Source organism: Caballeronia sp. dw_19, assembly GCF_018449515.1.
Lineage (GTDB): Bacteria > Pseudomonadota > Gammaproteobacteria > Burkholderiales > Burkholderiaceae > Caballeronia.
In genome coordinates this window covers 58398-85107 of record NZ_JAAVUQ010000002.1, presented here as the reverse complement: position 1 = coordinate 85107, position 26710 = coordinate 58398, and the positions used below count along the sequence as shown (strand labels likewise).

Genomic DNA, 26710 nt, shown 5'->3' with positions numbered 1-26710 from the left:
AAGCCCTTCGGTCAAGTAGGCCAGGGAATCATCGTTGTGCCGAAATCGGCATCGTAATTGCGCGCAACGTGCAAGACGGCTCATTCTGCAATGCTTAGACTGCACTCAACCGATCACTTTTAGGAGAGCCGCCATGGCGCATATCTGGGAAGGCGTAATGCCCGCCGTCACGACCAAGTTCAATGCGGATTTCAGCATAGATCGCGCTTGGACGAAGAAGAATATCGAGGCGCAGATCGCGGCCGGGGTCGACGGCATCATCGTCTGCGGATCGCTTGGCGAAGCGTCGACGCTCTCGCTCGACGAAAAGCTGGACGTGCTGGATATCGCCGTCGATGCAGCCCAGGGACGCGTGCCCGTATTGCTGACGATTGCGGAAAACAGCACGCTCGATGGTTGCCGCCAGGCTGAACTCGGCGTCAAGCACGGCGCTGCCGGTTACATGGTGCTGCCGGGTTTGCGTTATTTGTCGGACCGCCGCGAAACGCTCAACCACTTCCGCGTGGTCGCCAGTGCGAGTCCCTTGCCGATCATGGTCTACAACAACCCGCTCGCGTACGGCGTTGATGTGACACCAGAAATGTTCGCCGAACTCGCCGATGAAAAGAAGCTCGTAGCGATCAAGGAATCGGCCGGCGATGTACGCCGCTTCACGGATCTCATCAATGCGGTCGGCGAGCGCTACGCACTCTTTTGCGGCGTCGACAACCTCGCGATGGAAGCCTGCCTGATGGGCGCGCATGGCTGGGTTGCGGGGCTGGTTTGCGCGTTCCCTGAAGAGACCGTGGCAATCTTCAAGCTGCTCAAGGCCGGCCGCCTGGAAGAAGCCCGCACGATCTATCGCTGGTTTGCGCCGCTGCTGGCGCTCGACGTCTCGGCCAAGCTGGTGCAGAACATCAAGCTGGCCGAGGCCATGGTCGGCCTTGGCACCGAACCGGTCCGGCCGCCGCGCTTGCCGCTGGCAGGCGACGAACGTCTCGCCGTGGAAGCGTTGATCAAGCGTTCGATTGAAACCCGGCCGGTTTTGCCGACGCTCTAAATCGAGTTTTCCCGCGGCGGCTTCGGCTTGTTCTCATTGAAACAAGTCCGCAGCCGCCGCAGTTTTATTCCTGATCGATCCCGCCCCTCCTGATCCTCCAGCCGTAAAAACGAGCCTGTCCTGGCTCCGTTCACGTCAATCACCGCGCGGTCGCCTGAACAAAAGGCAGCCCGTCTGCGAACGCTCCAAAGCCTCAAAACCGGCCGGGTTCCCTCTAACCTCCAAGACAAAAAATAGTCATTCGTTATATTCTACGGAATATCACGGTACTATTCTTTTGCTCCCGATTATTCATCTTGCCGGCGCAACGAAACCGATCCCATCATGCATCTCGAGGATTTACCCATGTCCGGGCAAAAGGCATCAACATCCCGCGCTCCCGCTTCCGTCACGCTGCGCCACGACCTGTCGGTCGCGATCACGCCGCTCAACTCGGCGCGCGATCCTGAGCGCACAGAAGCGATCAGGGAAGTGGTCGATGCATTCCGGAACCTGCGCGCAAGCGTCGCCCGTTTTGTCCTCATGCTCGAGGACATCCGAGGTAACGCCCGCTCCCTCGAATCCACGACCGGCCAGCCGCTCGGCGACCTTTTGTTTTCCCTCGAAGATCACGCTCGCGCGCTCGACTTCGGCCGCCTCGACGACCTGACGTTTGCCATCGAAACCGCCCGAACGGCTGAGCAGCAGCGGGATCAGGTATTCCTGGCCGCACCTGGCAGCGGCACGGCCGGTCTTCAGCAGGTTGCGCGGAGTCTCGAACGCCTGGACGCCACCTTCGTGGGTTTATGCGTCGAGCACGTGCTTGAGCGGCACTATCGAGACCGTGCGAGCAGCGACATGTCTGTCTGAACGTCGACGTCCTGTACGCCGGAAGCGCCCGGCGTTGATTGCGTCGAAGCACCCGTCCGGATTCGCACCGTTATATTCGATGGTATATTTCGATATCCGTTCATCGAGCAGGCTAAAGGCCGTTGTCTGTTCAGCCGTTTGACATCCAGTTTGACATCCAGATCGATTCGAGGTGAATGTGCAACCCGCCCCTCCCTTCCGCCTTGCCCGCACGCCGTCCGCTGAATCGACCAGCGCTGCGGGTGCTTATGCCGGCACTCACACCGGCGCGGCGGATGCCTGCTGCGCGCCTACCGACGCAGAGCTTCGCAGTCCGCACCGCCGGGCGCGGCTGTCGGATCTGGATTCGCATTTGCATTGCTCGGTCATCGGCACATGCCTGAGCACGAATGAGCTTAGAAAACTCGTGCCGAAGTTTACAGATCTCGACCGGCAACATGCGACGGATCTGGAGATTCATCACGCGGCGGTGGAGCTCGCCATAGAGGGCGGCGCGGGCGCCAAGGCATTACAGAAGGCACTTGATGCACGTTATTCGGGCGCCGTGCGCCGCTTCGAAGCGGCAAAAAATCCGGAAGCCCTGCTGGCGCTCTGGAAAGAAGCACTCAAGAGCGGCGATATTCCGCCAGCTTACTGGGCGTTGATGACGCATCCAGAAGCCATCATGGGCGTGCGTCAGGCTGCGTTCGGCGACCTGCATATGTTGTCCCATCTGGTGGGCGCGGCCAACCGGGCTGACATCCGCCGCCTGGTTGCACTTGAAGAAGAAAATGCGGCACTCAAGGACAAGATCGAGCGGCAGCAAGACAAGCTACACGAATTGACTACGGAACGCGACGCGTCACTGCGCCAGCTCAACGCGCAAGTGGCCGAGTTGTCCGCGAAGGCGGAGCGCATGCCAGATACGTCCGAAGCAGGTCTCGCGGCTGAAGTCCAGGCGCTGCGTGAGGCGCTGGCTGCACGCGACGAACGTCTTGCGATTCACACTAGCCGCCGGGAAACCGCTGAGCAACGCGCGCTCGACGAGCAGCGCCATGCGCACGGCTTGAGCCAGCGGCTGGACGATACCATTGCGATGCTCAACGTGGTCCAGGCTGAATGCAACGCGCTGGAACAGGCGCTGGTGGCTCAGGGCAGCGAGGCCGGTTCAAAGGCCGAGGAACTCACTAACCTGAGCGGCAAGCGCGTGGTGTACGTTGGCGGCCGGCCCGGTTCGAACGCCGCGTTAAAGCAACTGGTCGAATCGGCGGGAGGCGATTTTATCGTCCATGATGGCGGCATAGAAGACCGCAAGGGCATGTTCGCCGCCGCGCTCCCGCGAGCGGACATTGTGGTGTTTCCGGTCGACTGTATAGACCACGATTCCATGAACCTGCTCAAGCGCGTATGCGACCGCCATCAGGTCGATTATCACCCGCTAAGAACTGCGAGCGTGGCGAGTTTTGTGGAATTGATGACGCGGTTGGGCCGAGCGTCGCTGCAATCGGGTAATACGCCGCCGGCGTCGCGATTTTGTCTGCGGCACGGCTAACTCATTGTGCATCGCGATTGCTAAGGGGTTAAGGTGGAATTGGTTTTCGTTCGCACTCGGTCGGGATTGGGGGGCGGGTTGCTAGGTTCGAGGGTTAGTGGTCCGGGGTCTATGCCGGGTTGGTGCTTTCGGCGTTAGTGGTCTGCGAGAGTCGGATTTTCTCTTTATCACTATTAGCCACTGTGCGTGGCGGCACGTCATTTCTTTGTCCAAAGCGACAAAGAAACGAAGCAAAGAAAACGCTTTCAACCACGCTACCCTAAGTGTCCACAGCGTGCAGTTTTCATTCATAGGTGCCCCAAAAGCACGGTGCTCGCCAGAGCGGAGGATGTGTGAACCCCTCCTTCTCCGAACACCGATACCCACACGCTTCGCCACCAGTGATTGAACCTGCCCAAGGGGCACCCCGCGCTATCCGCGGATAACCAATTACCAGATTAGTACGCACTTCGAACCATATCGCTAACCCGCGCAAAAACGAGGCCATCAAAACGCGAGCCATGGTAGGCGAAAATAAGGTGCAGGTCGCGCAAGCAATCCAAAAAGAACGAAGCCTTAAATATGCGTCGACCGTAACCCGCGAAGACGACGGCGCAAACTACGCCGCCAACCTGGCAGCCCTGACGCAGTGAAGACGCGTGAGGCCGTGCGGGTCCCTTGGCGAACCGTGCTTGCCCGAGAGCGTACGGGGCGAAGCGTGTTCGTGTCAGGATTCGCGAGAAGGAGGGTTTCAAACATCCTCCGCTCTGGCGAGCACCGTGCTTTTGGGGCACCTATGAATGAAAACTGCACGCTGTGGACACTTAGGGTAGCGTGGTTGAAAGCGCTTTCTTTGCTTCGTTTCTTTGTCGCTTTGGACAAAGAAATGACGTGCCGCCACGCACAGTGGCTAATAGTGATAAAGAGAAAATCCAACTCTCGCAGACCACTAAGGCCGAAACACCAACCCGGCATAGACCCCGACCACTAACCCCAGAACCGACCAACCCGGCACTGCCGCCCCCGACCAAGTGCGAACGAAATCGCCCTCTCATCATCAGCGCTTCATAAGCCTGGTCAACGCGGAAATCTGCGGCGCGCAGGTCCTGGCCGCTTCCGCTTCAATCTCCCGATAAAGCCGCACGATCTTTTCACCAACCGGCGTCAACACGCAACCACCACCCGCCGAGCCACCCGTTTCCGAAGACGTTGCCGGCGCCTTGAGCGTACGGTTCAGTTCGTCGATGAGCAACCACGCCCGCCGGTACGACATGCCCAGGCTGCGCGCGGCAGCCGAGATCGAACCATGCTCATGCACGGCCTCGAGCAAATCAATTTTCCCAGGGCCGATTGCCACAGCGTCCGCCTGGCGAATGCGCATGCGAAAACGCACCTCGGGCTGATGGAACAAGGAAGGAGTCACTGGATCTTTCACGGATTTGGCCATGCGCGAAAGCATACACGAGGCCGACAGGCCCATGCATCCGCAACATTACCCCTGCATCAGGAAGCCGCGACACTCAGGCCAGTGGTCAGGCGCAGCGCTCACGATTTACCGCCTCTATTTACCACCTTTACTGCCGAAACAAAACCCGAAATCTTCGCAGCCCGGACATCCTGGCGCCGGCTGCGGCACCAGTCCAAGCGACAAAGCAAGTTCTCGCGCGAGGAATTTTTTCCAGCGCATTCCGTCAACATTGCGCGCCACCAGCGTCGGGAAATACCGGCTAAGCATGTCAGTGACTTCGTCGCGCCCGCTTAGCCCGAGATCGCGCCACAGATGGTCCGGCCGCAAGCACGCATGGGCAATGATCGATGCGAGACAGTCCGCATCGGCCATGTCGACGGCGCCACCCGCCCGGACATGACTCAGCAGGAAGACCACAAGCGCGCTGACGAACCCGGCCTGCTCTTCCGAATGGATAACCAAACCCGCCTTCGGCGGTCGCATTGCGCCAAAGTGCCGGGCATACAGCAAAGCGAATTGTTCCGGCGATAACCCAAGCAGAGAAAGGTCATCGTGCGCGGCAAGCAAGGTAGCGAACAAAGCGGTGCCGGGAGCATCGGGAGAGGCCGAAGCGGCCAATAATTGGGCGCGCGTCACGAGCGAATGTGTCATTGCCGGGTAGCGGGGATACTGCCGATTGCGGAGTGTCACGGCAAGCCTTGACTCAAAACGAGTATGCCACGCGCAGCCCGGAGTCAAGCCCGTGTCTCGTCAACCATACAAACAACATATATTTAGTTTACCAAATTGTTACATACCGCTATATTCCTGCCGATATTTCGAAAGACTGATTGTAAGGCTCATTTCGCCTCGGGCAACACGTGGGCGTGGCGTCAATTACAAACGGCGGCAACTCAAACTAAAGACAGGAATAGCGATGAAAAGGAAGATCGTGGCGGCAGCTGCATTGAGCAGTGTCGGGGTAATTGCACATGCACAAAGCAGCGTGACGCTATACGGCTTGATCGACGCCGGCGTGACTTACGTCAGTAACGCCGCGTCCCCGGCCGGACATGGCCAGTTGGTCAAATACGGCGACGGCGTAGCCCAAGGCAGCCGTTGGGGCCTGCGCGGCGTAGAAGACCTGGGTGGCGGCCTGCAAGCCATCTTCACCCTCGAGAGCGGCTTCAGTTCAGGCGATGGTACGCTCGGACAAGGCGGCGCATTGTTCGGCCGCCAGGCGTATGTGGGTATTGCGAAGAAAGGCCTGGGCTCGGTCACGCTCGGCCGCCAGTACTCGTTCTCGACCGACTATCTCGGCGGCAACTATACGATGGGCGGCCAAACGCCCGCCGGCAACTACGCGTTCCACATCAATGACCTGGATCAACTGACGTCCAGCCGTATCAACAACGCCGTCAAGTTCAGCAGCGCCAATTTCTCGGGCCTGACCTTTGGCGCGATGTACGGCTTCTCGAATCAAGCCGGCTCGTTCGCCGGTTCGCCTACCACCACCGCCGGCACCACGACCACGCAAGGGTCGTCGAGCACGATCAGCGCCGGTGTGAATTACGCGCAAGGGCCGTTCAGTATCGGCACTGCCTACACCAATATTCGCTTCCCCAATGGCGCGACGCCTGCGTTCAGCGTCAGCATCGCGAACGTGAATACCGGCGGATTGCGCGACCTGGAAACCTTCGGCGTGGGCGCGCGTTATGCCATTGGTGCGGGCACGATCTGGGGCAACTGGACTCACACGACGTTCGATCCGATCACAGGCGCCGAGTCCAGGCTGAACAACTACGAACTTGGCGGCAAGTATGCGTTTACACCGGCCTTGAGCGCAGGCCTGGGCTACACATTCTCGAAGCTTGACGATCATTTCGAGGGCAAATGGCACCAGGTCAGCAGCATGCTCGACTATGCGCTATCCAAGCGCACCGACGTCTACGCACTCGTGATTTACCAGAAGGCTTTGGGCAGCAATACGATCAATGGCCGCGACGTTCCGGTCCAGGCTGAAATTGGATCGAGCTCGAGCTTCATCGGTAACTCGGGTACCGGCGCGAACAATCAGGTTGCAGCCCGCATCGGCTTACGTCACAAGTTCTGATTCGTTGTTTCCGGTGGCCGGCAAGCGCTGCAAAAAGGCGCTTGCCGTAATAGGCATCAGGGATTTCCGGATATAAGGCGATCAACTCAGGCCGTCAACACCCGCGCCACGATCCGCACAAGCCGCTTCACGTGACGGGGTGCCGGAAGAATATCCGCGCCTGAAAACAGAATGGGTACGCCATCCTCGGTGCTAAGCGAGCGGCCCCCACATTCATGCGCGACAATGACGCGCTCACCCACGGGCGTATTGAACAGTTCGTGCCATGAGAAGGTGACCGCGTAGCCATCGTGCGCGACCGCAATGAACACTGTGCGCTTGAACTCGCCCTTAGGCTCGGGCCGCAGTCCGGCTTTCAAGATCAGGTCTTTCAGCAACACCCCGCGATAGGTGTCGACGCTGCGGATAAACCGGTTCGTCGTATAACAGCGCAAATCGAACGGATCGGCAACTACATTGGGTTGCTCCCTGAATTCCGCAAGATCGACGGTCAATGGCCGCAGAAAATCCCCTTCAAGCGATATGACGGCTTTCGCAGTGGTTTCGAACGCGACTGCGTGGGAATGGGCATCACTCGCATCACTCATTTCTCATCCTCCAGGGGCCGGTTGCAGGCGGCTTGTCCTGCATTATATCCACGTGAATATTACGCTGCTGTCGCGGTCGGCAAGTCAGTGCGCGAACAATAGGCAACATATAAATCCGCGCATATGCGCGCCAGGATGGCACGTTGCCAAATCAGGCGATTGATTTTGAATTCGCGCCGGTGGGCGGGTTTTGAGTTCTGGCGATCGTTGGAAGGGGTCTATTCCGGGGTATTGGCGGTTTCAGGGTTAGCGCCCGGCATTAAAAACCCCGGCCACTAGCCGTGAATCGGCCCAGTACCAACCCTGGCCGCCTAAAGCGATATATTGATGGCCTCAGACCCACGCACAGGCCAAGGAAAATACGATGTCCCAGCGTCTCACCCGCTACGTCCTAACGCTCGCAAGTACCCTGACCGCCGCTGCGGTCATCGCGCTATCCGGTTGCAGCTCGGCGCAAATCGTAAGTGCGCCACAACGCGTCACACTGGATGCACGGGCAAATGGCATTGCGATCCGCCCAGCTGATGGCACGATCTTTATCACTGACGATAAGACCAATAGCGTGCTTTCATCGGCCGACGGCAAGACATTCAAACCGTTTGCCGCCATTCCCGTGGTCACCGGACAAGGAAATGCGCTAAGCCAGGTGAGCATCGCGGATACCGGTTCGCTACTGGTCGGACGATTCGGATTCGGCACAGCAGGCGCCGTGTTCGACATTGGCGCAGACAGGTCCGTCTCGCCCCTGTCGGGCACCGATCCAATGCGGCGAAGACTGGGACTGGCGGCAATTGGTACGGGAAAAATACTCTCGACCTGGTTCGTCAAGAACGGCAATAGCCCGGCAACGGGCGGCCTCAGCCTGATTACTTACGATGTCTCAACCCACACCGCGTCCGAACACAACCTGTTGACTGGATTGGCCAAGCCCGTTGGCATAGCCGTACAAGGCGACACCGTTTTTATATCGGATCAGACTGACAACATGATCCTGAAGACCAGCCTGTCCAGACTGATCAACCATGCTCAAGGCGGCGGCCTGAGCACAACGGTAATCAAGATCAACGGACCCGACCTGTTGACCATCGATTCAAACGGCACGCTCTATACAAAATGCAATTCGACGGCGGTTTGCCGGATAAGCCCCGATGAATCGGTTGCCGTCATCGCAAACGATTTCGAGGATGCGCGCGGCGTCGCTATCGACCCGGCGCATCACATGTTGTACGTCATAGACCGGCCGAAATCCGCTGACAGCGCCAGTACCCTGCGGGTTATTCCGCTGAACTGACGCAGCACGGATTAGCGAGAAGGTTAGTCATCCACGCCGATAATCACGCTCGACGCCTTGAAGATCGCCGTGGCCGCTTTCCCGCTGGCGAGCGCCAGCCGTTGCGCGCTTTCGTTCGTGACAATAGCGGCAATTTGCGCGCCGCCCGCGACAGTAATAATGACTTCGCTGTTCACGGCGCCCGTGGTCACGGCCGACACCGTCCCGGCAAAGCGGTTCCTCGCCGATACCTGGCTATCCGCCACATCGACCATCACAATGACGGACGATGCCTTGACTAGCGCGAACGCAGCCTTGCCGGCGGCCAGCCCAAGCGATGCTGCGCTGCCATGCGTGATCACCGCGACAATCTCCAGGCCGTCATTGGCGCGCAGCAAGATCTCGTCATTGACCGCGCCGTGCTTGACGTCCACCACTTCACCGACAAATTGATTTCGGGCACTTGTTCGCATATTCATCTCCGGTTGCGGCGTCCTTCGAAGGCGTGGATCACCCGGATCTCAGGACGCACATGTTGCTATGGTCATCTGCATTGCAGGCCACAAGTGTAACCGCACCACGCCGCCCCGCTTGGGACGAATCGCCGCGCAAAACATGTCCATGTCTGTCGATGAAGTTAGCGAACAAGTTAAGTCTCGGCGTAATATAGCGCCCTTTATTACGCCCTTTATCAACGTGGAGAATCAAATGATCCGTAAGGTGATGGTGTCGGTTGCGGTCATGGCCAGCGCGCTCTTGAGCCATGCCGCCGTGGCGGATGAAAACGCCGTAAACGTGTTGTATGCCGGGTCGCTCGTCAATTTGATGGAGCGCAGTGTCGGCCCCGCTTTTGAAAAGGAAACCGGCCTGCATTTCCAGGGCTATGCGGCGGGTTCGAACAAGATCGCCAACGAGATCAAGGGCAAACTGCGTCGCGGCGACGTGTTCATCAGCGCGAGCCCGAAGGTCAACACGAGCCTGATGGGTGCGGCCAACGGCGACCACGTGACGTGGTATGTCACGTTCGCCGAATCGCCGCTGATGATCGGCTATAACCCGCGCAGCAAATTTGCCGCCGACTTCAAGACCAAGCGCTGGGACAAGGTCTTGCAGGAGCCGGGTATTCGCATCGGCCGGACCGATCCCAAACTGGACCCGAAGGGCGCGTTCACCGTCGAGATGGTGAACAAGGCCGCCGAGCTTTATCACCAGCCGGATCTGGTCGAAAAGACGCTGGGTGCCGCCGATAATCCCGATCAGGTCCTGCCTGAAGAAACCTTGGTCGGTCGCTTGCAATCCGGACAACTCGACGCGGGCTTCTTCTATTCCACCGAGACCTCCGACCTGAAGATTCCGTCCCTGCGTCCCGCACCCGAATTGCAAGCCAAGGCGAGCTATACGCTGACCATTCTCGGCGACGCACCGAACTCGGCGGGCGCCACGCGCTTTGTCGACTTCCTGCTCAGCGAGAAGGGCCGCGAGTTGCTTAAGGAACACGGTGTCGACGTCATCAAACCCGCGATCACCGGTAACGCCCAGGCCATGCCGCCGTCCCTCCAGGCTGTGATCGACGCGACTCGATGAAACGCACCGCTGCGCGTCCACTGCTGTGGCTTGCAGCGCTGCTCGCAGTCTATTTGTGCGCGCCCTTCCTCGCGAGCATCCCGCAGGTCGGCGCGGCGGATTGGCACGGGGTCGACTGGACTAGCACGCTGTCGGCGGTGGCGGTATCGGCGGGCAGCGCGAGCGTTGCGTCGCTCGTCATCTTGCTGGGCGGCGTGCCGCTGGGTTACCTGCTCGCCCGGTCAAATTCGCGCAAGGCGGCGTTGCTGGGCTTTGTCGTGCAATTGCCGCTCGCCTTGCCGCCGCTCACCAGCGGCGTCTTGCTGCTGTTTCTTCTCGGCCCTTATAGCTGGGTCGGACAACTGACCGGCGGCGCGCTGACCGACTCGTTCACCGGCATCGTGCTGGCTGAAACGTTTGTCGCGGCGCCGTTCCTGATCATCGCGGCGCGCTCCGCGTTCGCTGCCGTCGATCCCATGTTCGAGGACGTGGCCGCCACGCTGGGACATCGTGCCGGCAGCCGCTTCTTTCGCGTCACGCTGCCGGTTGCATGGCCTGCAATCAGCGCCGGACTGGCGCTGGCGTGGCTGCGTGCATTCGGCGAGTTCGGTGCGACCGTCATGGTCGCGTATCACCCGTACTCGCTGCCGGTTTATACGTATGTGGTGTTCGGCGGCCAGGGCTTGCCGGCCATGATGCCCTTGCTGTTGCCTACGCTCGCCATTGCCATTGCGTGTGCAGCGTTGTCCATCTACAGCCGCAAAGGGCGCGCTTCGTTGAGCCCGGAACTTCTCAATGGCGATGAGGCCGACGACACCGTCCCCGCACACCCGGTCCCGGATAAAGACGATCGCCGCCTGAGCATCGTGTTGAAAAAGCGTCTTGGCAGCTTCGATCTCGACATTGCGTGGGCGCCGCAGACACGGCGGCTTGCGATCATCGGCACGTCGGGGTCGGGCAAGTCGCTGACGTTGCGCCTGATCGCGGGGCTTGAAGACGGACAGACGGCTACCGTGACGCTGGGTGGAAGTCCTCTCGATGCCCTGCCGCCCGAAGAGCGCAGGATCGGTTATATGCCGCAGGACTACGGTCTGTTCCCGCACATGACGGTCGCGCGACAACTGGCGTTCCCGCTGAATGCGGATGCCGCGAGCGCGCGCCAATGGGTCGATCAACTGGGTCTTTCAACGCTGCTTAACCGCTTGCCGCGTGAACTTTCATTCGGTCAGCGTCAGCGCGTGGCGCTTGCTCGGGCACTCACGCAGCATAGCCAGTTACTGCTCTTCGACGAACCCTTCGCCGCACTCGACACCCCGCGGCGGCGCCGTCTGCAGCAATCGTTGCGGGCACTGCAGCGTGAGATATCGGCGGTCACGGTGATCGTCACTCATGATCCCGATGAAGCTGCGCTGCTCGCCGACGAAGTATTGCTGATCGAGCACGGCCGTGTGCTTCAGGCGGGACCGGTGAGCGATGTCTTCGAACGCCCCGCTTCAATGCGCGTGGCGGAATTGCTTGGGCTTCACAATGTCGGGCAAGGACGCATGCTTGAAGCAAACACGGTCGAACTGGGCGGTGAGTTACGCCTGGACATTGCGGGTAATAGCGCGATACCCGTGGGACAAACTGTGATGTGGCGACTGCCCGCGCTTGCGATCATGCCGTCTGAGGAAGGCGACGAAGGTAAGTTCCAGGGTACGGTCGAAGGTATCGAACTGCGGCGTGGAGACCGTTATGCACGGCTGAAAGTCTGCGGTGTGATCTTCGATATTCCCAGCGATGACGCTCGCCTGAAGACCGGCACAACACATCGGTTCTCGGTGGACATCGATAAATTAACTATCTGGTCCATTTGACGGGCTGAGGCATCAGGTACACAAGAACAAGCCGTCCAGCGACGGCTTGTTCATTTTCAGACACCACGCATGTATCACGCAGTGCAAGCAGCGGCTTCCTCATGCATGTGCGTTTCATCGACGGTGTCGCCATAAAGATGCAACAGCCTATAGCCGCTCTTGTACACGGGTTGCAAGCGGAAGTGATTGATCGGCTCGATCATCAGCGCGAGCCTCAAGCGTGACACGTGGCTGTCGATGGTCCGTGTGGACTCGCGAAACTCGCGTCCCCAGACCATCGCGAAGATGTGATCGCGCGACAGGACGCGCCCGATGTTCGAGAAAAACAGCAACGCCAGCCGGAATTGCGTGCCGCTCAATTGCACGGGTTGACCCCGTACAGTCACGCTCTGCTGGCGTGAATCGAAGCGATACAACCATCAGTTCTTTGCAGGGCTTTGCTGGGCGGTGCTGAGAGCTGGTTCTCGACGTCTGTATGAGACCACCAAAACACACTATTGGACACTTTATAATCAACGACATACAGCGCCATTTTGGATCGGTTTTTTGGGCGCAAGACGATCGGTTTTTTGGGCGCAAGACGTGAATGTCGTACTCAAAATCCGCCACCTAACGGCTTACCGGTTCAAGTCCGCCCCCTTCCAGCCACCACATATAGACCGATCGCGTACGCTGCGCGACGAGTGGGACAAAGCCCGCAAACCGGCGCCCCTGTAATCGCCGGACACAATTAAGCAAGAACTTCATCCGCACATTCCTTTCTGACAATTACATGCAGGAGGAATGATGCTAAAGATAGTTGCAGTTCTCGCAGCAGCGGCGGCTTTGAGCGGATGCGCGATAGCCCCTGGTTACGGATATGGACCCTACGACGATGGCGGCTACGGCTATGCGCCGGGTTATTACGCGCCAACGTACGGAACCGTGAATATTTGGAGCGGCGGCGGCGGTGGTTACTACCGTGGTCATCGTGGAGGCTATTGGGGCGGAGGCGGACATCCCCACGGCGGCGGCCATTGGAATGGAGGTGGCCACGGCGGAGGTCACGGCGGCGGCCATGGTGGTGGCGGCCATGGACGTTGATCCAGCAATCCCATGACGAAGGACACGCCCGTGCAGATACGCCGTTCCCATGCGGGTATACGCTTTTTTTGTGAGTCTCGTGCGTTACCGAACATCACGCTTCCTCGTAAACGATGAGCATGCTTACGTCCGACACGTTACAAAATGTGTCTGGCGTAACCAAAAGTCTCGCGAAGAGGACGCTATGAATGATGCCGAGGAAAGACCCGCACTGAATGCTCTTACTGGTAATCGGTTGGCTGTATTACTGTGTGGAGCTCACTGCGGGAATTTGCCGATCAGGAACGTGCGAGGGAATGACAAAACGGACTGAATAACGGCTCAGCATCAACGAGGGAAGCCCGTCGAAGAGCGGGCATTTTTAACGCACGGGAGCATCGTTGCTGACGGGCACCGACGGGGTTAGCGATCGACGCCATCGTCCTGCGGCGGCGCATCCGGAAGTGCATCGCCCGTCTGATAAACCGTGTACGTCGCCCCATCGCATACGACAGCGATAGCGTCAGCGGGAATTGGAGTTGAAGGCGATTGAACGCCGCTTTCTGGATCGGTCACCGCGGGGATCGCGATCATGGGTTCAGGATTTCCACGGTGTAGGCTTCAAGCGTCAAGGTGTCAGCAATCGTCGCCAATGTTCCGGTGATAAGCAGGGTTTGCGCTTGGGTCGTGTCGATCGCGGCTGCCTGAACGACCGCTCCGGATGATCCGTAGTCACTGGCCGCGGTGGGCGCTGAACTAACTTGGCTATTAGTTACACCACGGTTGCGGACGATCGTCTGCATCTGATTCGACAAAGACGTGGTCAGCGCTTTATTGCTAAAGGCGATGCCCCCAAAGTATGTTTTCGCGGTTTTGGTATTGGCGTTGTTCGGATAGCTCCAAAGCGTGGTTACTCGCAACGAACCATTAGCCTTGAGCGCGCCCGCCGGAATCACAATGGACGCCAGGGTCGTTTCCACGGCCGTTCCCGTCACGCTGGCCGGGACTGCGGATTGGGCGAGAACGCCTGGCGATTTCAGCCCGGCTACGCCGCCGCCGGCGAGTGCGCTGCCCTGCGCCGGATACCCGCACAGCGCCAGAAACTTCATGAATTCGCCGAAGGTCATTGCGCCACCCATGCAGATTCGCCCGTGAGCTTGCCGGCGGTGTAGGTATAGGTCTTCACGAGGGTCGTCGTGCCGTTCACGCATGTTTCCGTCTTCAAAGTACCGTCTGCGTTGTATGCATAGGTCTTTGCAAGAGCATCGGTTTCGATGAATGAAAGCGACGTACCCGGGGAATACAGCCTGGTCATTGAGATGCTCCTTTGGATGGCTTCCATCCGCAATTCTTCGCGCCAGCCAGGTTGTGCGCGAGGATCGCTTTCGCGGTCTCGTCGCTCAACACATCGCCCTTGCTCACGTAGATAGCCTTCGTCCAATCACACCCGGTATCAACGATTCGGGTCTTTACCTGCACCTCCTGTACCGTGGCCGGCGTCTTCACCGGCTCTTGTCCAATCGTCCCGCAACTGCTGATCAGCGGCGCCAACAGGCAAAGCAGCGACATCATTTTCCGCATTGGTTCTCTCCTTGGTTGCTTGTGCGCCAGCGGCGGACGCCGCGGCGTTTGCCTGCGCTTCGGCGTCTCGCACCTCGGCGGTCTGGGTTTGCGCCTGGGCCGCGCTGGTCTGCGCTTCGGCCACCTTCTGGCCAGCCTGAGCGACGTTCGTCTGGGCCTGCTTTGTTTTCAGCCAGCCGAACAAGATGCCGCCGGCCGCAAGCACGCCGCTGAAGATATACGGCCAGATCGATGCGAAGAGTGCTGTCATTTCCATGTCCCTGTGAGAAAGAGGCTGCGCTCGGCAGTACGGCGCTTCACCAGCCCGTTTAGGATCTGGCCGCCCGACTTGTTCCATACAAGGAACTGGTCTGCTGCGGTCGCAAATATGAGGTCGTTGAGATTGCGCAGAAGCGTTGACGGCTGGCCATTGGCGAGCACAACGATGCCATCGCGACCCGGGTCGCTGCCCTTCGCGGCCCGGCCGGCGCCGACGTTATAGAGAATGCTGACGAGCGCGGCCTTCTGCTGCGGCGAAAGCTTCACGCGAACCGCCGCATCGACCTTGGCGCCGGCCGTGTTCAAACCGGCATCGAGCCGAGCATCGGCGTAGGTCTGCGTCCAGACAGTTCCTTCAACCACGTCCGCGCCCGTGGATCCCCAACCGCACGTCCAGACCTTGCCGGTTGCATCCCAGTAGGCGACCAGGCGGCAGCTCTCGAAGAATTGGACAAGCGGCCGCACGAGGTCGAGCCATGACGGGCCATCGACAACCTGCCAATCGGATCCTGCTGGTACAACGGCTGGAATATCTGGAACACTTGGCTTACCGGCCGAAGTGGAAGGCACGTTGGCACTGGGCGTGCCTGGAACAGATGGCGCCGTTCGCTGGAACATGCCCAAGATCGCGTTGAGCCAGCTCATTGCGCACCGCCGCTATCTGACGGAACGCGGCGAATCGCCGTGTAGCGCACCGCAACGATCGACGCGAACAGAATCGCGTACGCGATGGCCTGCTGCGTGTGCGCCGGGATGATGGCCTTGAGATCGTCGGGTACGTTGTGCCAGGCGTCACGGATCACCGGGCCGAATGCTGAGACAGCAGCGAGCGTGCTCGACAGAATCACCACGCCTTTCTTGTGCATCTGCTGCCAGCCGTCGGCCAGCGAGAGTTTGAATTTCATTTTGTCCATCCTCGGGTTTCGGGGCGTACGCCGGCACGGTCATATAGCAAGCGATCGAGCTTTTCGTTGATGCGCGTGAGCTGCTCCTTGTTGTCGGCCTTCTGTTCGTCCTGCGTCTTTTCCACATGGTCGGTGCGATCCTCGAGGCGGCTGATGCGGCGATCAAAATTCAGATAGATGCCGAAGCCGGAGCCGAGCGTCGCGACCAGCATTGCCACCAACGTAAGTAGAGTCGGCAGATTCACTGACCTGTCGAACGTCCACGGCCGTCCGTTCTCCTGCGCACCCGCCATCGGTTGCAGTTCGTTTTCCACGCCTTATCCTCCTAAACGCCGCGTCACTCGCGGACATAAAAAAAGCCGCCTTGTGGGCGGCCTGCGATGCATGTGCTGCTTATCACTCGTCGGTGTTAGGGCGCGCCCTTTAACGACTCGACTTGCGCCGCCAATTCCTGAACCGCCTTCCAGAGAATCGGAAGCAACTGGTCCGGGCGTAGGTGCTGCACGCCGTCTTCAGCGAGAACGTAGCCGCCGAAATCCATGCCCGTCTTGTCAATGACTTCGGTCTTGACGTCTGGGGAAAGAAAACCCCAATGAGTGCGCTTGCCGGCGTGGGGGACGAGTGTGGCTTTCTTCACCGTGCGGGTGGCCATGCGTGGAACAGAATGGGTAAGCGGCATCGTCATGGCAGCCCGCGCTGGTGCAATCACCTCACCGGTCACGCTGTCGCGCTTCTCAGGCTGAGCCGGGATCGTCTGCATGACGGGAGCGCCAGACTCATCCACAACCGGCAACGTGTCGTAGACCGGCGTATCGCGCGTGACCTGGTTGCTCACCTGCACCGGGATGCCATTGCGCATATCGATGGATAGCTCCGTGGTGACGACCGGCTCTGTGACCTGATACGACTCCTCCGTGTCTACCATCTCCACCGTCGAGCCGCCATCGATCCATTTGAACGTCTTCGGTTTGAGACCCATGACGATGGGCAGCGACGACGGCAAGTCGGCTATATCGGTCTTAAGAGACGGGTCGGATGGCTGGATCTGGCCGTTGGCTGAGTAGACGGCAGCCCAACGAAGAATGGAACTCCCGCAGAAATAGGTGTTGTCGGTAATCGGCTGAAAGTGCCCGGCGACAAAATGATTACCCACTGCTGAACCGCCCAGCGTCACATGTCCGTTGGTATCGCAACCGATAACGGGGAACGGGGAGTCGTCACCTTGTGAGCATACGATGCCCTTCGACACGGCCCCCTTTGTTACGTCATACCCGATGCGCAGTGCCCCGCCGCTGAACGCAGAAGCATTCCCAAAATCCAGTCCGTATTGGTGTGAGCCACGAATATCGAGGCTGACTACCGAGCTTGAGAAATCTTGAATCGTCGCTTGCTGCACGGATCCGGCGGCATATCGGATGCCGTAATACCAGATCGGCGTGCCGGTCCCGGTGCTCACGTACTGCGCGGCCGTGTTCATGAAGCCCAGGCCGTTGAACATCTGCCCAACAGAATTCGCAACACCGAAATCGCCGTACGGGCCAGCGAGGTTGTTTATGTCGAGTTCGTAACCGAAGGCAGATGTGGTGGAAAAAGGAAACCCGCTTTCAAGCGCCGTGACCGTGTTGAACGCCCAGGGAGGACCGCTGCCCGCAAAGGCTTGAATAGCGCTATACAAAGTCACTTTGCCGCCAAGCACGCTCGAAGGCTTGCTGCTCAAGAACTCGAACTGAGCCATGAATTCTTGTTCAGTTGTTTGCGTCGACGCAATGCACTGAAAGCTTGAGTTGGTCTCGAGCGGACTGCCGAGCGGTGTATTTGTAAGCAGTTGCTTTCCAACGACATTGACTCCGATGGAAGTGCTCCCGATGAGCTTCCACCTGCCGCCGTCGGCTCCCACGACAATATCTGCGCCGTTGCCATCGCTGACGGTATCGCTCGGGTCGTAGTAGTACGGTCCGCCCCCTGTCGCGGGGTCACCCATTACAAACGCGCGGTTATACGCCGTCTTAGATAGACCCTCAAGCTCAGAGACGGTGTTGACGACTCGAAATAGCCGCGAGGTGAATTCCGTGGGAGGCACGCCCTGATAGACGCCAACCTTGCCGGCCGCGAGATCGGCGGCGATGGTAGTGGCCACGTGCGCCAGCAGCACCATGTAGGCTACGCCGCCGTCGGTATAGACGTCTTTAAAGGCGTAGGCCGTGCCGGTAGCCCACTGCCCTCGCACATTGAATGACTGGATTGCAGAAAGTGCGCCGGCGACGGTTGGAATGACGCCACCTTCTGTTGCGACTGTTTGACCGGCTGTGCCGTGCACGACCGTGTGCAGAAGATCACTGTCTACGCTAATCCGGGCAATCTTTTGAATCGTTGGAAGAGCCGCGCCCATATCATTTCCTGTTCTGAAATTGAAAAGGGCCGCGCAGCGCGGCCCCTCGGTGATTCAAATCTGTTTGTTCTACGTTCCGCCACCGCCACCACCACCCGGATCGGGTGTGCCGCCGCCCTCGCCCGCGTCGGTCGGAATATCTATCGATGCCGGCGCGGACTCGCTGTGCCAAGAGTTATACGCAGTGACCGTGTACGTCTCGCCGGCCGCGACTGAAAGGGATGTTTCGGGACCGTCATAAAGCACAGTTCCGCCCTGTCTAACTACATAGCCAACGGCCTGAACCGTGGCGGCACTCGAATAAGCGATCGTGGCGTTGCCGCCCATTCCAGGCGCGTACGAGACGTTAGGTGCATCCGGCGGTGTGCTCTTTACGGTGATCGTCGCCGGATTGCCGAGCCCCGCGATGTTTCCGCCTTCAACCCTCACATCGAAGGTGTCTGCGACGGCGCCGTACTGCTGGGCCTGTTCCAACGTCCAAGTAAAATTTTGCGCCGTGATGGTCGCACTGTATTTCGACACTCCGCCGACGACTACTTCCGCCTGAAAGAAGTCGACCTCAGGAAGGCGCTGGATTTCGATCGAAAGCTGATTGCCCGTGAACGGTTCTCGCAACGACAGCACCGGCGGGGCCGGTGCGTATTTAAATTCCTCGATAGCGCCCGTCCAAACCGCGAACGGCCCGGCTAAGCCGCTCGCCCCATATGCGCGAACACGAAACTGCCATGTTCCTACAGCGACGGGTGCAGTTAGCGTGTTCGTTGAAACTATGCCGAGCAGTGACCACGAAACGCCGTTGTCCGCGCTCGCCTGATATTCGTATCGCGCGGCGCCGGCCGCTGGCGCCGCAGTGATCGACACATCGCCCGGCGTGATTTTGAAGTCGATCGCAATAGATGCCACGATTGGTGCATGAATCACGCCGGAGAGCAGGGACGGTGAGACGGGCGGCGGCGGACTGACGCCCGTCTCGGCCGTGTGCGGGCTGTCCGCATTGTTGATGAACGTCATCTCCACCTGGCCATCGCGTGGCGTGGCCTTGATCAACCGAACGTCCTGCGTGATCTTGTCGAGTGCCGGACCGAATGCAAACCGCGTCGGCTCTTCCGAGAATCCGTCGCTGAATTCAAAATATTGGGGCAGCGAGTCCATCAAACGCATCGAGAGGTCATCCGTGTCGCCTACCGGTTGGCTCACCCGAATAGCGTCGGTCGGCGTGCCGTCTCGCTCGACGAATCGAACGTAGTGCTGCGCGGCGGGCGTCCATTCGAGCTGCTCGCTCACGGTCACTACATATCCATCAAACGCCTCGACGACGCCGGAGATTCCCCACTTCGGCAGGTCGTGTGAGATGGAAACCAGATCGCCGTAGCGCGGGATCAGCCCGTCCAGTTCCGTCGTGATCGATACGGTTTTGCGCTGGTCTCGATTTGCGTAGGCCATATACAGCCCTTCGCGGAAAGCTTGCGCGCGCTTCGTCGGGCCGACCATCTTCACGCTCTTCTGAACCAACATCGGGGATCCTGTCGGTGCGCAGTCGACCGTCTGCCATGCCCACGTTGCCTCGTCGAAATATTCGATCGTGACGTAGTCCGGCGTGTCGGCTGAGTTGAACGAATACTGCGCTGAGAACGACCCTTTCACGATGTTTTGCGGCGTGAACATCGCGGTTCGAACGGTCTTCAATTCATCACGCACGACACTTATGACGCCGCCGAAGTACATCGGCAAAGCGCGCCCGGCGCGGCAAATGGTCGATAACGTGTCCCAGAATGATCCCTTCGTATCGAACACGCCGTTGAATTCGTCGCCTCGCGTGGCCCAGGTCTGCGCCAGCGTCAAAAGCACGTCGAGGTCGAGCCGCTTATCGGCTAGGCCAGCGCCATACGACGTATTTCGCACGGCATCGGCGATAGCCCACGCTGGATTCGTGGTCGCCTGCGGCGCGCTCCACGTCGAGCCGTTCCAGATCGGCAGCATGCGCGTAGAAATAATGTGCACGTCATGCGCCGAGTTGGAATTAAGCGAGTTCGTCGCGCGCGCCCGCAATGCCAGCAGCGTCACGTCGCCGTAATAGCGCTCACTTGGCAGATATGCACGAAGCGCAGCCCACTCGATTCGGTTCTGAGCGCGACTGTCCGTATTGAGGTCCGTCGTGCGCCGGGCGCGGATTTGATAGCGCGCTTGCGCCACCGGATACCGATAGCTGATGAGTTGCGGCTGCGACGTCGCCATCGTCAACGGATGCATGTCCAGGTCGAACCAATCGCCCGCCGCGTTGCCGTTGTCATCAATCGCCTGCGCTTGAATCTCGAACGTCAGCGAAAGCTGCTGTAACGATCCGTCGTCAGCGGCATAAAACAAGCCAGAAGGCAACGTAACGTCGATGCCGATGAAATTCGCCTCGCTTCCTGAGGGGTTCGCCACGAACGGGCCAACCCAGTCGCCGCTGTCGTTCGGCGCCTGCAGCTCAATCCCGCTGATTTCCGAGCTCGTGACGACGTTGTCCGGAAACAGGGTGACGGGCTGATTCGGCCCTACGATTTCGTAATCAATCTCGCTGAAATTGCCGATCGGGGTTTCGCCGATCAATATCTGCTCAATCGAAATCTGCCCTTGCGAGATGGCGAACAGCTCATATAGATACTGCTCGTTCCCGACGTATTCCGTGTACGGTTGAGCAGCCAGGTCTGGCACGGTGTTTAAGCGCCCGTACACCACCGGGATCGACTCGAGCAACCGGGCGGTGTTGCCGCTGGCCTGGAGCGAATAGGTTGGGCTCGTCGACGCACCGGTTACGCTCGTTCCGACTGCTGAGATCGGAACAATTGCATTGACGAGCAAACTCCCGGCGACGCCTACCGCTGCCCCGGCCGCAGCGCCATATGCGGCGCCATAAGCGGCCCCCACCGCACCAGCGGTATAAGCGGACGCGATCGCAACTGCGATCAGCAATACGGCATTCAATGGATTCGAGCCGCCGCCCCCCGCCGGGACTGGAATAAACGCCGCGATCGCACCATGGGGTAGCTCGCGATCCCAGTCTTGACGAAGCCAATAGTCACCGTTCACGCACAACATTGAGCGCTGTGTATCAATGCCAACACGCTGCGCCCAGACACGAGGAGCCACCGGCTCATCGAGTGCGTAGATTTGACGGTCGAGCGCGTGGCAGTATGGATTGCCGGCGCGAACGATCGTCGCTTTATACGGAGAAGCTGTACCAGCTAGCACGCGGATACCCCACCATTCGAAGTTGTTGTTTAGCGGTGAAAACGACACCGACACGCTCTTGAGCGTGAAGCACTCCGCCGCCGTCAATATCCAGATAAACGCCGACGTGCGGACGATCGCCGCCGCGCAGCAGCGCGCCACTACCGTGCACCGGCCGATCAATGACAGTCCACGCGCCCATCTCGATCTGTGCACGATACAAATTGCGCGTCTCGTCAGGCAGCGCGGGAAGCTCGGGTAGAACTAAGCCGAAATGCTTATCCTCAACCCATCGCAGCAAGCCCCAGCAATCAAACGCGTCAGGACCGCGCGCACCGTCTACCCATGGAAGCCCGATATATGCATTCGTTTCGGAGGCATTCATCGCACGAGCCCGGGGAAGTCATTGGGCGTGTAAACCCGTGACGGAAACGCCTTGTTATAAATGTCGGTCAGCGTCGCCGATGCCGTCACTTGGGTAATGTTGGCCGTCGCACTGGCGATGTAAAGCGTGAGAGGCTCGCCGTCCTGTGGGCCAGCGGCCGGGTTCGATGCGAGGAACCGGCGATGCGTGCATTCGATTTGCGCTGTCTGCGTCACAGCGCTTTCCAGGTGACCAATGATGTCCGCGCTAACGTCATCGAGAGTGATGTCAATCTGCGGCGCCTGTCCGTCTTCCATGGATGGAAGCGAAAACTGGAATGCCATCGCGATAAACGTCACGGTCTGCGATGCATTCAGAGGCGCGTCCGATTCGAGTGTCGCAGTCAGGTTGGCGTGGTCTGCCACAACGCGAATCGGCGCCGGGTTACCTTCATCGTCAATGAATGCCGGGTGCCTCAATTCCAGCGTGTCGAGCACAACTTCATCCTGCGGGTTGCTGGCATAAACCTCAGCAAGTGCTTCGGTAATGGTCGCCATCAATTCCACCTCGACGGGCCGGGCAACTCGACATGGACGACCTGGTGAAGCGGGTCAGAGATCTGCGTAATCTCGTCTGGCGTGTACGTCTTGATGACGTCGTATTGATCTTTAGTCACCACTGGAAGCGACTTCACTTCCAGCGTCGCGGTCACCTGCACGATTAACCCCGTGCTGCCCTGGGTGGCGACCTTGTACGGCGGATCTTCCATGAACCGGGCTTGCACCGGATTCATCCCCAAGCCATTTAGGAGGCGCGTTTGAAACCAGTTGGCACCAAGCCCGATCTCATACGCAATGAAGCCCTCGAACACGGCAAATTGCTCTTGCGTCAGCATCCACGAAACAGCAATGTATGACGGGGTGCGCGTGAATCGCCGCCGCTGCCGTGCGGTCCCATTGTCCATGTCCGTGCGCGCATAGGCGGTCACGGGGGTGATGGAGTAGCCGTCTGGGCTCGGCGCGGGAAGCACGGCCGGCCATACTGGTAAATCAGCCATTAAACCCCCACCATTCGATTCAATCCATATTGCTTCTGCGTGGCCTGGGCATGCTTCGTCTTGCCTGATAGAACGCCCTTCGCCATGTACTGGTCGACTTGCTCCATGATCACGTCGAGTTTCAGGCCGCCGTTCGGACCGCGCGACTGCTGAACTTTCGTGCCTTCCGGTGCGCCATACAGGTTCACCTCGACGCCACCACCTGTGGACGAACTGGATGCAACCGAACCTATTGCGCCGCCGTTGGCGAAACGCAGCATTCCGTGAAAATTGCCGCTGTTCATCGCGTTGAGCGCGGGGACTCCTATCTTCTGCATGGCGCGCGCATTGAGCATGCCTTCGCCGTTGCTTGCGAGGATCGGAATGCTGTCGCTGGTCGACGTGCCCGGACCTGAGATAGCGCCGCCGGCCGCTAGATGAAATGAATATGGGCTGACGCCGCCGCTATAGTCGGCGGACGCGCCGCTCAGCGTGCTCGCGCCCGATAGGCCGAGACCGGCAGACGATGAAGTCGGCGAGAAATATGAGGAAATGGCTGACGACGCAAAATTGAAAAGCCCTGAAATAGCTGCACGGGCCTGCATCCGGGCGATGTCAGAAATCACGCTCGTCGCGAGGCTCGTGAAACTCAATTTCCCGGTTGTCACGAACGTTGCGAACGCGTCTTCCATGCCGCGGAACGAATCGGCGAACGCCGATGCTGTCGATGCGGCCACGTTGTTCGCTTGGTCGCTGTAATTGGCGATGGAGCGCAGCGCGCCCGTCGTCCAGTCGGCATTGGCCGCACCGATGTCTGCGGAGGATTGCTGAGCGATTGCGATCGATTTATCGTAATAGTCCTGCGTGGCGGCGAGCTCCAAGGCGTGTTGTTGCGGGTCAATCTTGTTTTCAGTCTCTGCCTTCGCCAACGCAGCAACCTTATTGTCATAGTCCTGGCGGATGGCGAGCTGCCTATCGAAATCCGCTTTGTCGTTGCTGCCCAAGCTGAGGCCGGCTAACTGCGCATCAGCAGCGGCTTGCTGCGTCGCGAGTTGCTGAGTCAGAGCTGCTGTGAGGACGTCAAGATCTGCCTTGCGCTTGTCCTGCAACTTCTTTGAATCGTCTGTGTATTGCTGGTCGTTTGCCACCATCGCCGCTTGGGTGGCCTTTACCTCGCCGGCATATTTCTCCATCGCGGATTTTTGCTTCTTCCCAGTGGCGATGTCGACCTCCTGCTTCTCGATTGCCAATTGGTCCTGAAGCGCCTTCGCGCGCGCATCATGCTCCTGTTGAAGCGCGTCGGCCTGCGTGATAACGCCCTGCTGCTGCAGGCTCTTGATGTGATCGATAGTTGTGGAAAGGCCTTTGGTGATGGCGTGTTGCTGTGCATCGAGCGCGGTCAGTTGCGCATTAATTGCATTCTGTGCCGCAGCTGCGGCCGCACTCGCCGCCGCCTTCGATCCATTGCGGTTGGCGTATTGCTTGTCGATCTCGGTCAGATTGTCTGCATGCCGCTTCTCAGCAGCGACGAAATCCGCGGAGGTCTGGTCGACGTCTTTCGTCGCCTTGGCATACGCAGCGTTCTCACTCTGTATGGCAAGCGTTCGCTGCTGAAGCGGAGTGGCATATTTCGGATCATTGATATAGCTGTTGACGGCAACTGCGGCATCGCCGCCGGCAGCGCGCTTCGCTTGAGCATCGGCGGTTTTCTGCTGCGCCGCTTGGATCTTCTGCTGGGCGGCCACTTGCGCGTTCGCCGCGTCCAATTCAGCTTGCGCGGACAGCGTGTTCCCGAACGGCATCGCCTTCGCCTGTGCGAGATCACGCTGCGCCTTCGCTTGCCGCTCAATGGCGTCGGCAAGCTTCTGCGATTCAGTCGTCGCAACACCTATCTGGCTGATGTGGTTGATCGTGTCGATCACGTCAGCCTTCAGCAATTGCCACATCTTTTGGACGACGCCGATGTTCTCTTGGGCATTGGCCTTGAACCGGTCGTGCGCCTCATCCATGCCTTGCAAGATGGCCTTATACGCAGCAGCACTATCGCCCGTCTTGATGTAGTTCTCGATGACGTCGACTTGCGATGCGGAGAACGTGTGATATTGGCTCTGGAGATCCTGAAGCGCCTTCTGCGGGTCCTCCGCGAATCGGATCATGGACTCCGCGGCTTTTTCAGCGGAGACGCCAGTATCGTTGGCGAACTCGGCGGTCACCTTTGTTGCAAGACTCAACTGGTCGGCTGCTATTTGCCCGCTAGATACGAGCGCGGTCATGGCGGCCTGTACGGAGGTGATCGACTGCGAGGTGCCAGCAATCTGCACGGACATCTGTCCGAGCTGATCTGTCGTCAGGCCAAGGTAGCCATTCGTCAACTGAGCTTGATGCCCCAGGTCGCCAAGAGACGACGCGCCCTTAACGACCTCATAAATGAAACCCGCTGTTGCCGCTGCGGCGGCGCCAAGACCGAGACCCAGCGGGCTCAACAGTAACGTCAGCGCGTCGGTGCGCTCGCCGAGAACGAGCAGCGATCCGCCGAAGTTTTTCCATGACCCGGTTGCCGCCTCGTGCGCGAGTACGATCAACTCTTTGCGTGCAGCGCTCGACCCGAGGGAAAAGCTGTGCATCGCCTCGCCGTTCGAGTTCGACGCTTCTTCGACCGCCTTCAATTTCGCAATCGATGCCGCCGCCGCGTCGGACACGCCGAGTTGCGCAGCCTTCAGCTCGAGCAATTCAGACCGAGTCTTCCCAGCAGTATCGGCCGCACGTGTGAGCGACGATACAAACGAGTTGATCGCGCTGGCGCTGGCCTTGCTGCCATTCGAGGCGGCCTCCGCGATGGCCTGCTGAGCAACGGCAACACGCTGCGCGGCCTGGTCCTGCGTCTGCATGAACGCGGTCGCAGACTTGCGGGCCGAATCCAGTTCAGACCGGTAGCCGCTCGCGTCGGCTGTTACCCGGGTGACGCTCTCATTAGACACGCGTGTTTGCCTTTATTTGGGAATCGATCACATCAGCAACAGCTTGGGCCGCCGCAGTCTTTTTTGCTTCGTACGCCGGCCGCTTAAACGGCTCGGCCGCCATCTTCGAGGTGCCGTACTCGACGAAACGCAGGTAATACGCGTCCTTCGACCACGTCACGAGGTAGGAGGCGATTTTCCCCGCGACCGAAGCCTCGGCGTCATACGCGATGATCAACGCATCGGCGCCCGCGCCGGTATCACGCGGAATCCGCAACCTCTCTTCCTCGAGAAAAATGCGCGCGCCGGCAAGTGCTGCCTTGCGCAATGTCGATTCACTCACGGCATTTTCGAGTGCACTGAGCTGCGCGGTAAGCCCTTCCGGGTTCATCACCGCGAATGCCTTCTTAGCCATTACTCGCCTTCCCGAATAATGCAGCGCGCAACATGTTCGATTGCGCCCTGGCGTCATCGAGCAAGATCGGCTCGGCCTCATCGGGCGCCATATCGGTCAACCAGGGCACGACGTCGACCGGGCCGAATGGCTTGGGCGCTTTCTTGGTATCGCGGTTCACGTTGTAGATGGCCGCCGTCACGAGCCCGCAACGAAGATCATCCATTTCGTCGGAGAACCCTTCCATGCCCGAGACCGCTATCCACTCGATAAATTCGGCGCTATCAACTTCCCGCTGGCAGCGCCGAACCGACATC

At 59.3% G+C, this 26710-nt stretch carries 27 protein-coding genes and 1 pseudogene; 8 read left to right on the top strand and 20 right to left on the bottom strand.

The features are described from left to right. The first annotated feature begins 133 nt into the window (after positions 1–133). The 3 genes from HB376_RS03290 to HB376_RS03280 all read left to right on the top strand — a co-directional run bounded on the left by HB376_RS03290 (position 134) and on the right by HB376_RS03280 (position 3419). Complete coding sequence (locus HB376_RS03290) at positions 134–1039, top strand: dihydrodipicolinate synthase family protein (protein ID WP_213762001.1); 906 nt, start codon at positions 134–136, stop codon at positions 1037–1039. Between the two features lie 345 nt (positions 1040–1384). Next, on the top strand, positions 1385–1888 hold the full coding sequence (locus HB376_RS03285; protein ID WP_213762000.1) for a hypothetical protein: 504 nt from the start codon (positions 1385–1387) through the stop codon (positions 1886–1888). 178 nt (positions 1889–2066) lie between these two features. Further along, positions 2067–3419, top strand: coding sequence for a DUF2325 domain-containing protein (locus HB376_RS03280; RefSeq protein ID WP_213761999.1), 1353 nt, complete (start codon positions 2067–2069; stop codon positions 3417–3419). A 1036-nt stretch (positions 3420–4455) separates the two neighbouring features. Here HB376_RS03280 and HB376_RS03275 read toward each other — a convergent pair. Then, complete coding sequence (locus HB376_RS03275; protein ID WP_255631140.1) at positions 4456–4857, bottom strand: winged helix-turn-helix domain-containing protein; 402 nt, start codon at positions 4855–4857, stop codon at positions 4456–4458. Between the two features lie 102 nt (positions 4858–4959). Then, the gene (locus tag HB376_RS03270) at positions 4960–5517 is read right to left on the bottom strand and encodes a nitrogen fixation protein NifQ (protein ID WP_213761998.1); all 558 of its coding nucleotides are present in this window, start codon (positions 5515–5517) and stop codon (positions 4960–4962) included. 265 nt (positions 5518–5782) lie between these two features. Here HB376_RS03270 and HB376_RS03265 point away from each other — a divergent pair, with 265 nt between their 5' ends. Beyond that, positions 5783–6958, top strand: a complete 1176-nt coding sequence (locus HB376_RS03265; RefSeq protein ID WP_213761997.1) for a porin — start codon at positions 5783–5785, stop codon at positions 6956–6958. A gap of 86 nt (positions 6959–7044) precedes the next feature. On the opposite strand, the gene HB376_RS03260 is transcribed toward HB376_RS03265, so the two are convergent. Further along, entirely contained in the window at positions 7045–7545 is a 501-nt protein-coding gene (locus HB376_RS03260; RefSeq protein ID WP_213761996.1) for a molybdopterin-dependent oxidoreductase, read from the bottom strand. Positions 7546–7909: 364 nt separating this feature from the next. Between HB376_RS03260 and HB376_RS03255 the strand changes: the two genes are divergently transcribed. Further along, a complete protein-coding gene (locus tag HB376_RS03255; protein ID WP_213761995.1) occupies positions 7910–8836 on the top strand; it encodes a hypothetical protein in 927 nt (308 codons plus the stop codon). Between the two features lie 23 nt (positions 8837–8859). On the opposite strand, the gene HB376_RS03250 is transcribed toward HB376_RS03255, so the two are convergent. Further along, positions 8860–9288, bottom strand: a complete 429-nt coding sequence (locus HB376_RS03250) for a TOBE domain-containing protein (protein ID WP_213761994.1) — start codon at positions 9286–9288, stop codon at positions 8860–8862. 235 nt (positions 9289–9523) lie between these two features. Between HB376_RS03250 and HB376_RS03245 the strand changes: the two genes are divergently transcribed. After that, entirely contained in the window at positions 9524–10399 is an 876-nt protein-coding gene (locus HB376_RS03245; RefSeq protein WP_213761993.1) for an extracellular solute-binding protein, read from the top strand. After that, positions 10396–12234 carry an ATP-binding cassette domain-containing protein gene (locus HB376_RS03240; RefSeq protein ID WP_213761992.1) on the top strand — a complete coding sequence of 613 codons (1839 nt, stop codon included), beginning with the start codon at positions 10396–10398 and terminating at the stop codon, positions 12232–12234. The genes HB376_RS03245 and HB376_RS03240 overlap by 4 nt, the downstream gene beginning before the upstream one ends. A 74-nt stretch (positions 12235–12308) precedes the next feature. On the opposite strand, the pseudogene HB376_RS03235 reads toward HB376_RS03240, so the two are convergent. Continuing rightward, positions 12309–12647 (bottom strand): annotated as a pseudogene (locus HB376_RS03235) (winged helix-turn-helix domain-containing protein); the annotation flags it as partial. Positions 12648–13020: 373 nt separating this feature from the next. Between HB376_RS03235 and HB376_RS40760 the strand changes: the two are divergent. Then, complete coding sequence (locus HB376_RS40760; RefSeq protein ID WP_255631139.1) at positions 13021–13317, top strand: hypothetical protein; 297 nt, start codon at positions 13021–13023, stop codon at positions 13315–13317. A 402-nt stretch (positions 13318–13719) separates the two neighbouring features. Here HB376_RS40760 and HB376_RS03225 read toward each other — a convergent pair whose 3' ends face one another. The 15 genes from HB376_RS03225 to HB376_RS03155 all read right to left on the bottom strand — a co-directional run bounded on the left by HB376_RS03225 (position 13720) and on the right by HB376_RS03155 (position 26709). Next, complete coding sequence (locus HB376_RS03225; protein ID WP_213761990.1) at positions 13720–13890, bottom strand: hypothetical protein; 171 nt, start codon at positions 13888–13890, stop codon at positions 13720–13722. After that, positions 13887–14423: a hypothetical protein gene (locus HB376_RS03220; protein ID WP_213761989.1), complete on the bottom strand. Its 537-nt coding sequence runs from the start codon at positions 14421–14423 to the stop codon at positions 13887–13889. The genes HB376_RS03225 and HB376_RS03220 overlap by 4 nt, the downstream gene beginning before the upstream one ends. Next, complete coding sequence (locus HB376_RS03215; RefSeq protein WP_213761988.1) at positions 14420–14611, bottom strand: hypothetical protein; 192 nt, start codon at positions 14609–14611, stop codon at positions 14420–14422. Before HB376_RS03215 ends, HB376_RS03220 begins: the two co-directional genes overlap by 4 nt. Before the next feature lie 138 nt (positions 14612–14749). Continuing rightward, positions 14750–15133 carry a hypothetical protein gene (locus tag HB376_RS03210; protein WP_213761987.1) on the bottom strand — a complete coding sequence of 128 codons (384 nt, stop codon included), beginning with the start codon at positions 15131–15133 and terminating at the stop codon, positions 14750–14752. Next, positions 15124–15780 (bottom strand): lysozyme, encoded by a 657-nt coding sequence (locus tag HB376_RS03205; RefSeq protein ID WP_213761986.1) that lies wholly within the window; start codon positions 15778–15780, stop codon positions 15124–15126. Before HB376_RS03205 ends, HB376_RS03210 begins: the two co-directional genes overlap by 10 nt. Further along, entirely contained in the window at positions 15777–16040 is a 264-nt protein-coding gene (locus HB376_RS03200; RefSeq protein ID WP_213761985.1) for a hypothetical protein, read from the bottom strand. The genes HB376_RS03205 and HB376_RS03200 overlap by 4 nt, the downstream gene beginning before the upstream one ends. Continuing rightward, positions 16037–16354, bottom strand: a complete 318-nt coding sequence (locus HB376_RS03195) for a hypothetical protein (protein ID WP_213761984.1) — start codon at positions 16352–16354, stop codon at positions 16037–16039. Before HB376_RS03195 ends, HB376_RS03200 begins: the two co-directional genes overlap by 4 nt. A gap of 95 nt (positions 16355–16449) precedes the next feature. Continuing rightward, on the bottom strand, positions 16450–18429 hold the full coding sequence (locus HB376_RS03190; RefSeq protein WP_213761983.1) for a tail fiber domain-containing protein: 1980 nt from the start codon (positions 18427–18429) through the stop codon (positions 16450–16452). A 69-nt stretch (positions 18430–18498) separates the two neighbouring features. Beyond that, entirely contained in the window at positions 18499–21663 is a 3165-nt protein-coding gene (locus HB376_RS03185) for a host specificity factor TipJ family phage tail protein (RefSeq protein ID WP_213761982.1), read from the bottom strand. Continuing rightward, positions 21635–22027, bottom strand: a complete 393-nt coding sequence (locus HB376_RS03180) for an NlpC/P60 family protein (RefSeq protein WP_213761981.1) — start codon at positions 22025–22027, stop codon at positions 21635–21637. The genes HB376_RS03185 and HB376_RS03180 overlap by 29 nt, the downstream gene beginning before the upstream one ends. Next, a complete protein-coding gene (locus tag HB376_RS03175; RefSeq protein WP_213761980.1) occupies positions 22024–22563 on the bottom strand; it encodes a DUF1833 family protein in 540 nt (179 codons plus the stop codon). The genes HB376_RS03180 and HB376_RS03175 overlap by 4 nt, the downstream gene beginning before the upstream one ends. Continuing rightward, complete coding sequence (locus tag HB376_RS03170; RefSeq protein ID WP_213761979.1) at positions 22563–23063, bottom strand: hypothetical protein; 501 nt, start codon at positions 23061–23063, stop codon at positions 22563–22565. The genes HB376_RS03175 and HB376_RS03170 overlap by 1 nt, the downstream gene beginning before the upstream one ends. After that, the gene (locus HB376_RS03165) at positions 23063–26020 is read right to left on the bottom strand and encodes a phage tail tape measure C-terminal domain-containing protein (protein WP_213761978.1); all 2958 of its coding nucleotides are present in this window, start codon (positions 26018–26020) and stop codon (positions 23063–23065) included. Before HB376_RS03165 ends, HB376_RS03170 begins: the two co-directional genes overlap by 1 nt. Next, positions 26013–26414, bottom strand: coding sequence for an HK97-gp10 family putative phage morphogenesis protein (locus HB376_RS03160; protein WP_255631138.1), 402 nt, complete (start codon positions 26412–26414; stop codon positions 26013–26015). Before HB376_RS03160 ends, HB376_RS03165 begins: the two co-directional genes overlap by 8 nt. Next, positions 26407–26709, bottom strand: coding sequence for a hypothetical protein (locus HB376_RS03155; RefSeq protein ID WP_213761977.1), 303 nt, complete (start codon positions 26707–26709; stop codon positions 26407–26409). Before HB376_RS03155 ends, HB376_RS03160 begins: the two co-directional genes overlap by 8 nt. Position 26710: the final 1 nt, after the last annotated feature.

What these genes read in the sequence shown, in the direction of transcription:
- HB376_RS03290 (WP_213762001.1), top strand. Translation starts at nt 134, where the DNA reads ATGGCGCATATCTGGGAAGGCGTAATGCCCGCCGTCACGACCAAGTTC.
- HB376_RS03275 (WP_255631140.1), bottom strand. Translation starts at nt 4,857, where the DNA reads ATGCTTTCGCGCATGGCCAAATCCGTGAAAGATCCAGTGACTCCTTCC.
- HB376_RS03170 (WP_213761979.1), bottom strand. Translation starts at nt 23,063, where the DNA reads ATGGCTGATTTACCAGTATGGCCGGCCGTGCTTCCCGCGCCGAGCCCA.
- HB376_RS03265 (WP_213761997.1), top strand. Translation starts at nt 5,783, where the DNA reads ATGAAAAGGAAGATCGTGGCGGCAGCTGCATTGAGCAGTGTCGGGGTA.
- HB376_RS03240 (WP_213761992.1), top strand. Translation starts at nt 10,396, where the DNA reads ATGAAACGCACCGCTGCGCGTCCACTGCTGTGGCTTGCAGCGCTGCTC.
- HB376_RS03155 (WP_213761977.1), bottom strand. Translation starts at nt 26,709, where the DNA reads ATGTCGGTTCGGCGCTGCCAGCGGGAAGTTGATAGCGCCGAATTTATC.
- HB376_RS40760 (WP_255631139.1), top strand. Translation starts at nt 13,021, where the DNA reads ATGCTAAAGATAGTTGCAGTTCTCGCAGCAGCGGCGGCTTTGAGCGGA.
- HB376_RS03210 (WP_213761987.1), bottom strand. Translation starts at nt 15,133, where the DNA reads ATGGAAATGACAGCACTCTTCGCATCGATCTGGCCGTATATCTTCAGC.
- HB376_RS03215 (WP_213761988.1), bottom strand. Translation starts at nt 14,611, where the DNA reads ATGACCAGGCTGTATTCCCCGGGTACGTCGCTTTCATTCATCGAAACC.
- HB376_RS03200 (WP_213761985.1), bottom strand. Translation starts at nt 16,040, where the DNA reads ATGAAATTCAAACTCTCGCTGGCCGACGGCTGGCAGCAGATGCACAAG.
- HB376_RS03190 (WP_213761983.1), bottom strand. Translation starts at nt 18,429, where the DNA reads ATGGGCGCGGCTCTTCCAACGATTCAAAAGATTGCCCGGATTAGCGTA.
- HB376_RS03225 (WP_213761990.1), bottom strand. Translation starts at nt 13,890, where the DNA reads ATGATCGCGATCCCCGCGGTGACCGATCCAGAAAGCGGCGTTCAATCG.
- HB376_RS03260 (WP_213761996.1), bottom strand. Translation starts at nt 7,545, where the DNA reads ATGAGTGATGCGAGTGATGCCCATTCCCACGCAGTCGCGTTCGAAACC.
- HB376_RS03250 (WP_213761994.1), bottom strand. Translation starts at nt 9,288, where the DNA reads ATGCGAACAAGTGCCCGAAATCAATTTGTCGGTGAAGTGGTGGACGTC.
- HB376_RS03220 (WP_213761989.1), bottom strand. Translation starts at nt 14,423, where the DNA reads ATGACCTTCGGCGAATTCATGAAGTTTCTGGCGCTGTGCGGGTATCCG.
- HB376_RS03270 (WP_213761998.1), bottom strand. Translation starts at nt 5,517, where the DNA reads ATGACACATTCGCTCGTGACGCGCGCCCAATTATTGGCCGCTTCGGCC.
- HB376_RS03285 (WP_213762000.1), top strand. Translation starts at nt 1,385, where the DNA reads ATGTCCGGGCAAAAGGCATCAACATCCCGCGCTCCCGCTTCCGTCACG.
- HB376_RS03245 (WP_213761993.1), top strand. Translation starts at nt 9,524, where the DNA reads ATGATCCGTAAGGTGATGGTGTCGGTTGCGGTCATGGCCAGCGCGCTC.
- HB376_RS03180 (WP_213761981.1), bottom strand. Translation starts at nt 22,027, where the DNA reads ATGAATGCCTCCGAAACGAATGCATATATCGGGCTTCCATGGGTAGAC.
- HB376_RS03255 (WP_213761995.1), top strand. Translation starts at nt 7,910, where the DNA reads ATGTCCCAGCGTCTCACCCGCTACGTCCTAACGCTCGCAAGTACCCTG.
- HB376_RS03205 (WP_213761986.1), bottom strand. Translation starts at nt 15,780, where the DNA reads ATGAGCTGGCTCAACGCGATCTTGGGCATGTTCCAGCGAACGGCGCCA.
- HB376_RS03160 (WP_255631138.1), bottom strand. Translation starts at nt 26,414, where the DNA reads ATGGCTAAGAAGGCATTCGCGGTGATGAACCCGGAAGGGCTTACCGCG.
- HB376_RS03175 (WP_213761980.1), bottom strand. Translation starts at nt 22,563, where the DNA reads ATGGCGACCATTACCGAAGCACTTGCTGAGGTTTATGCCAGCAACCCG.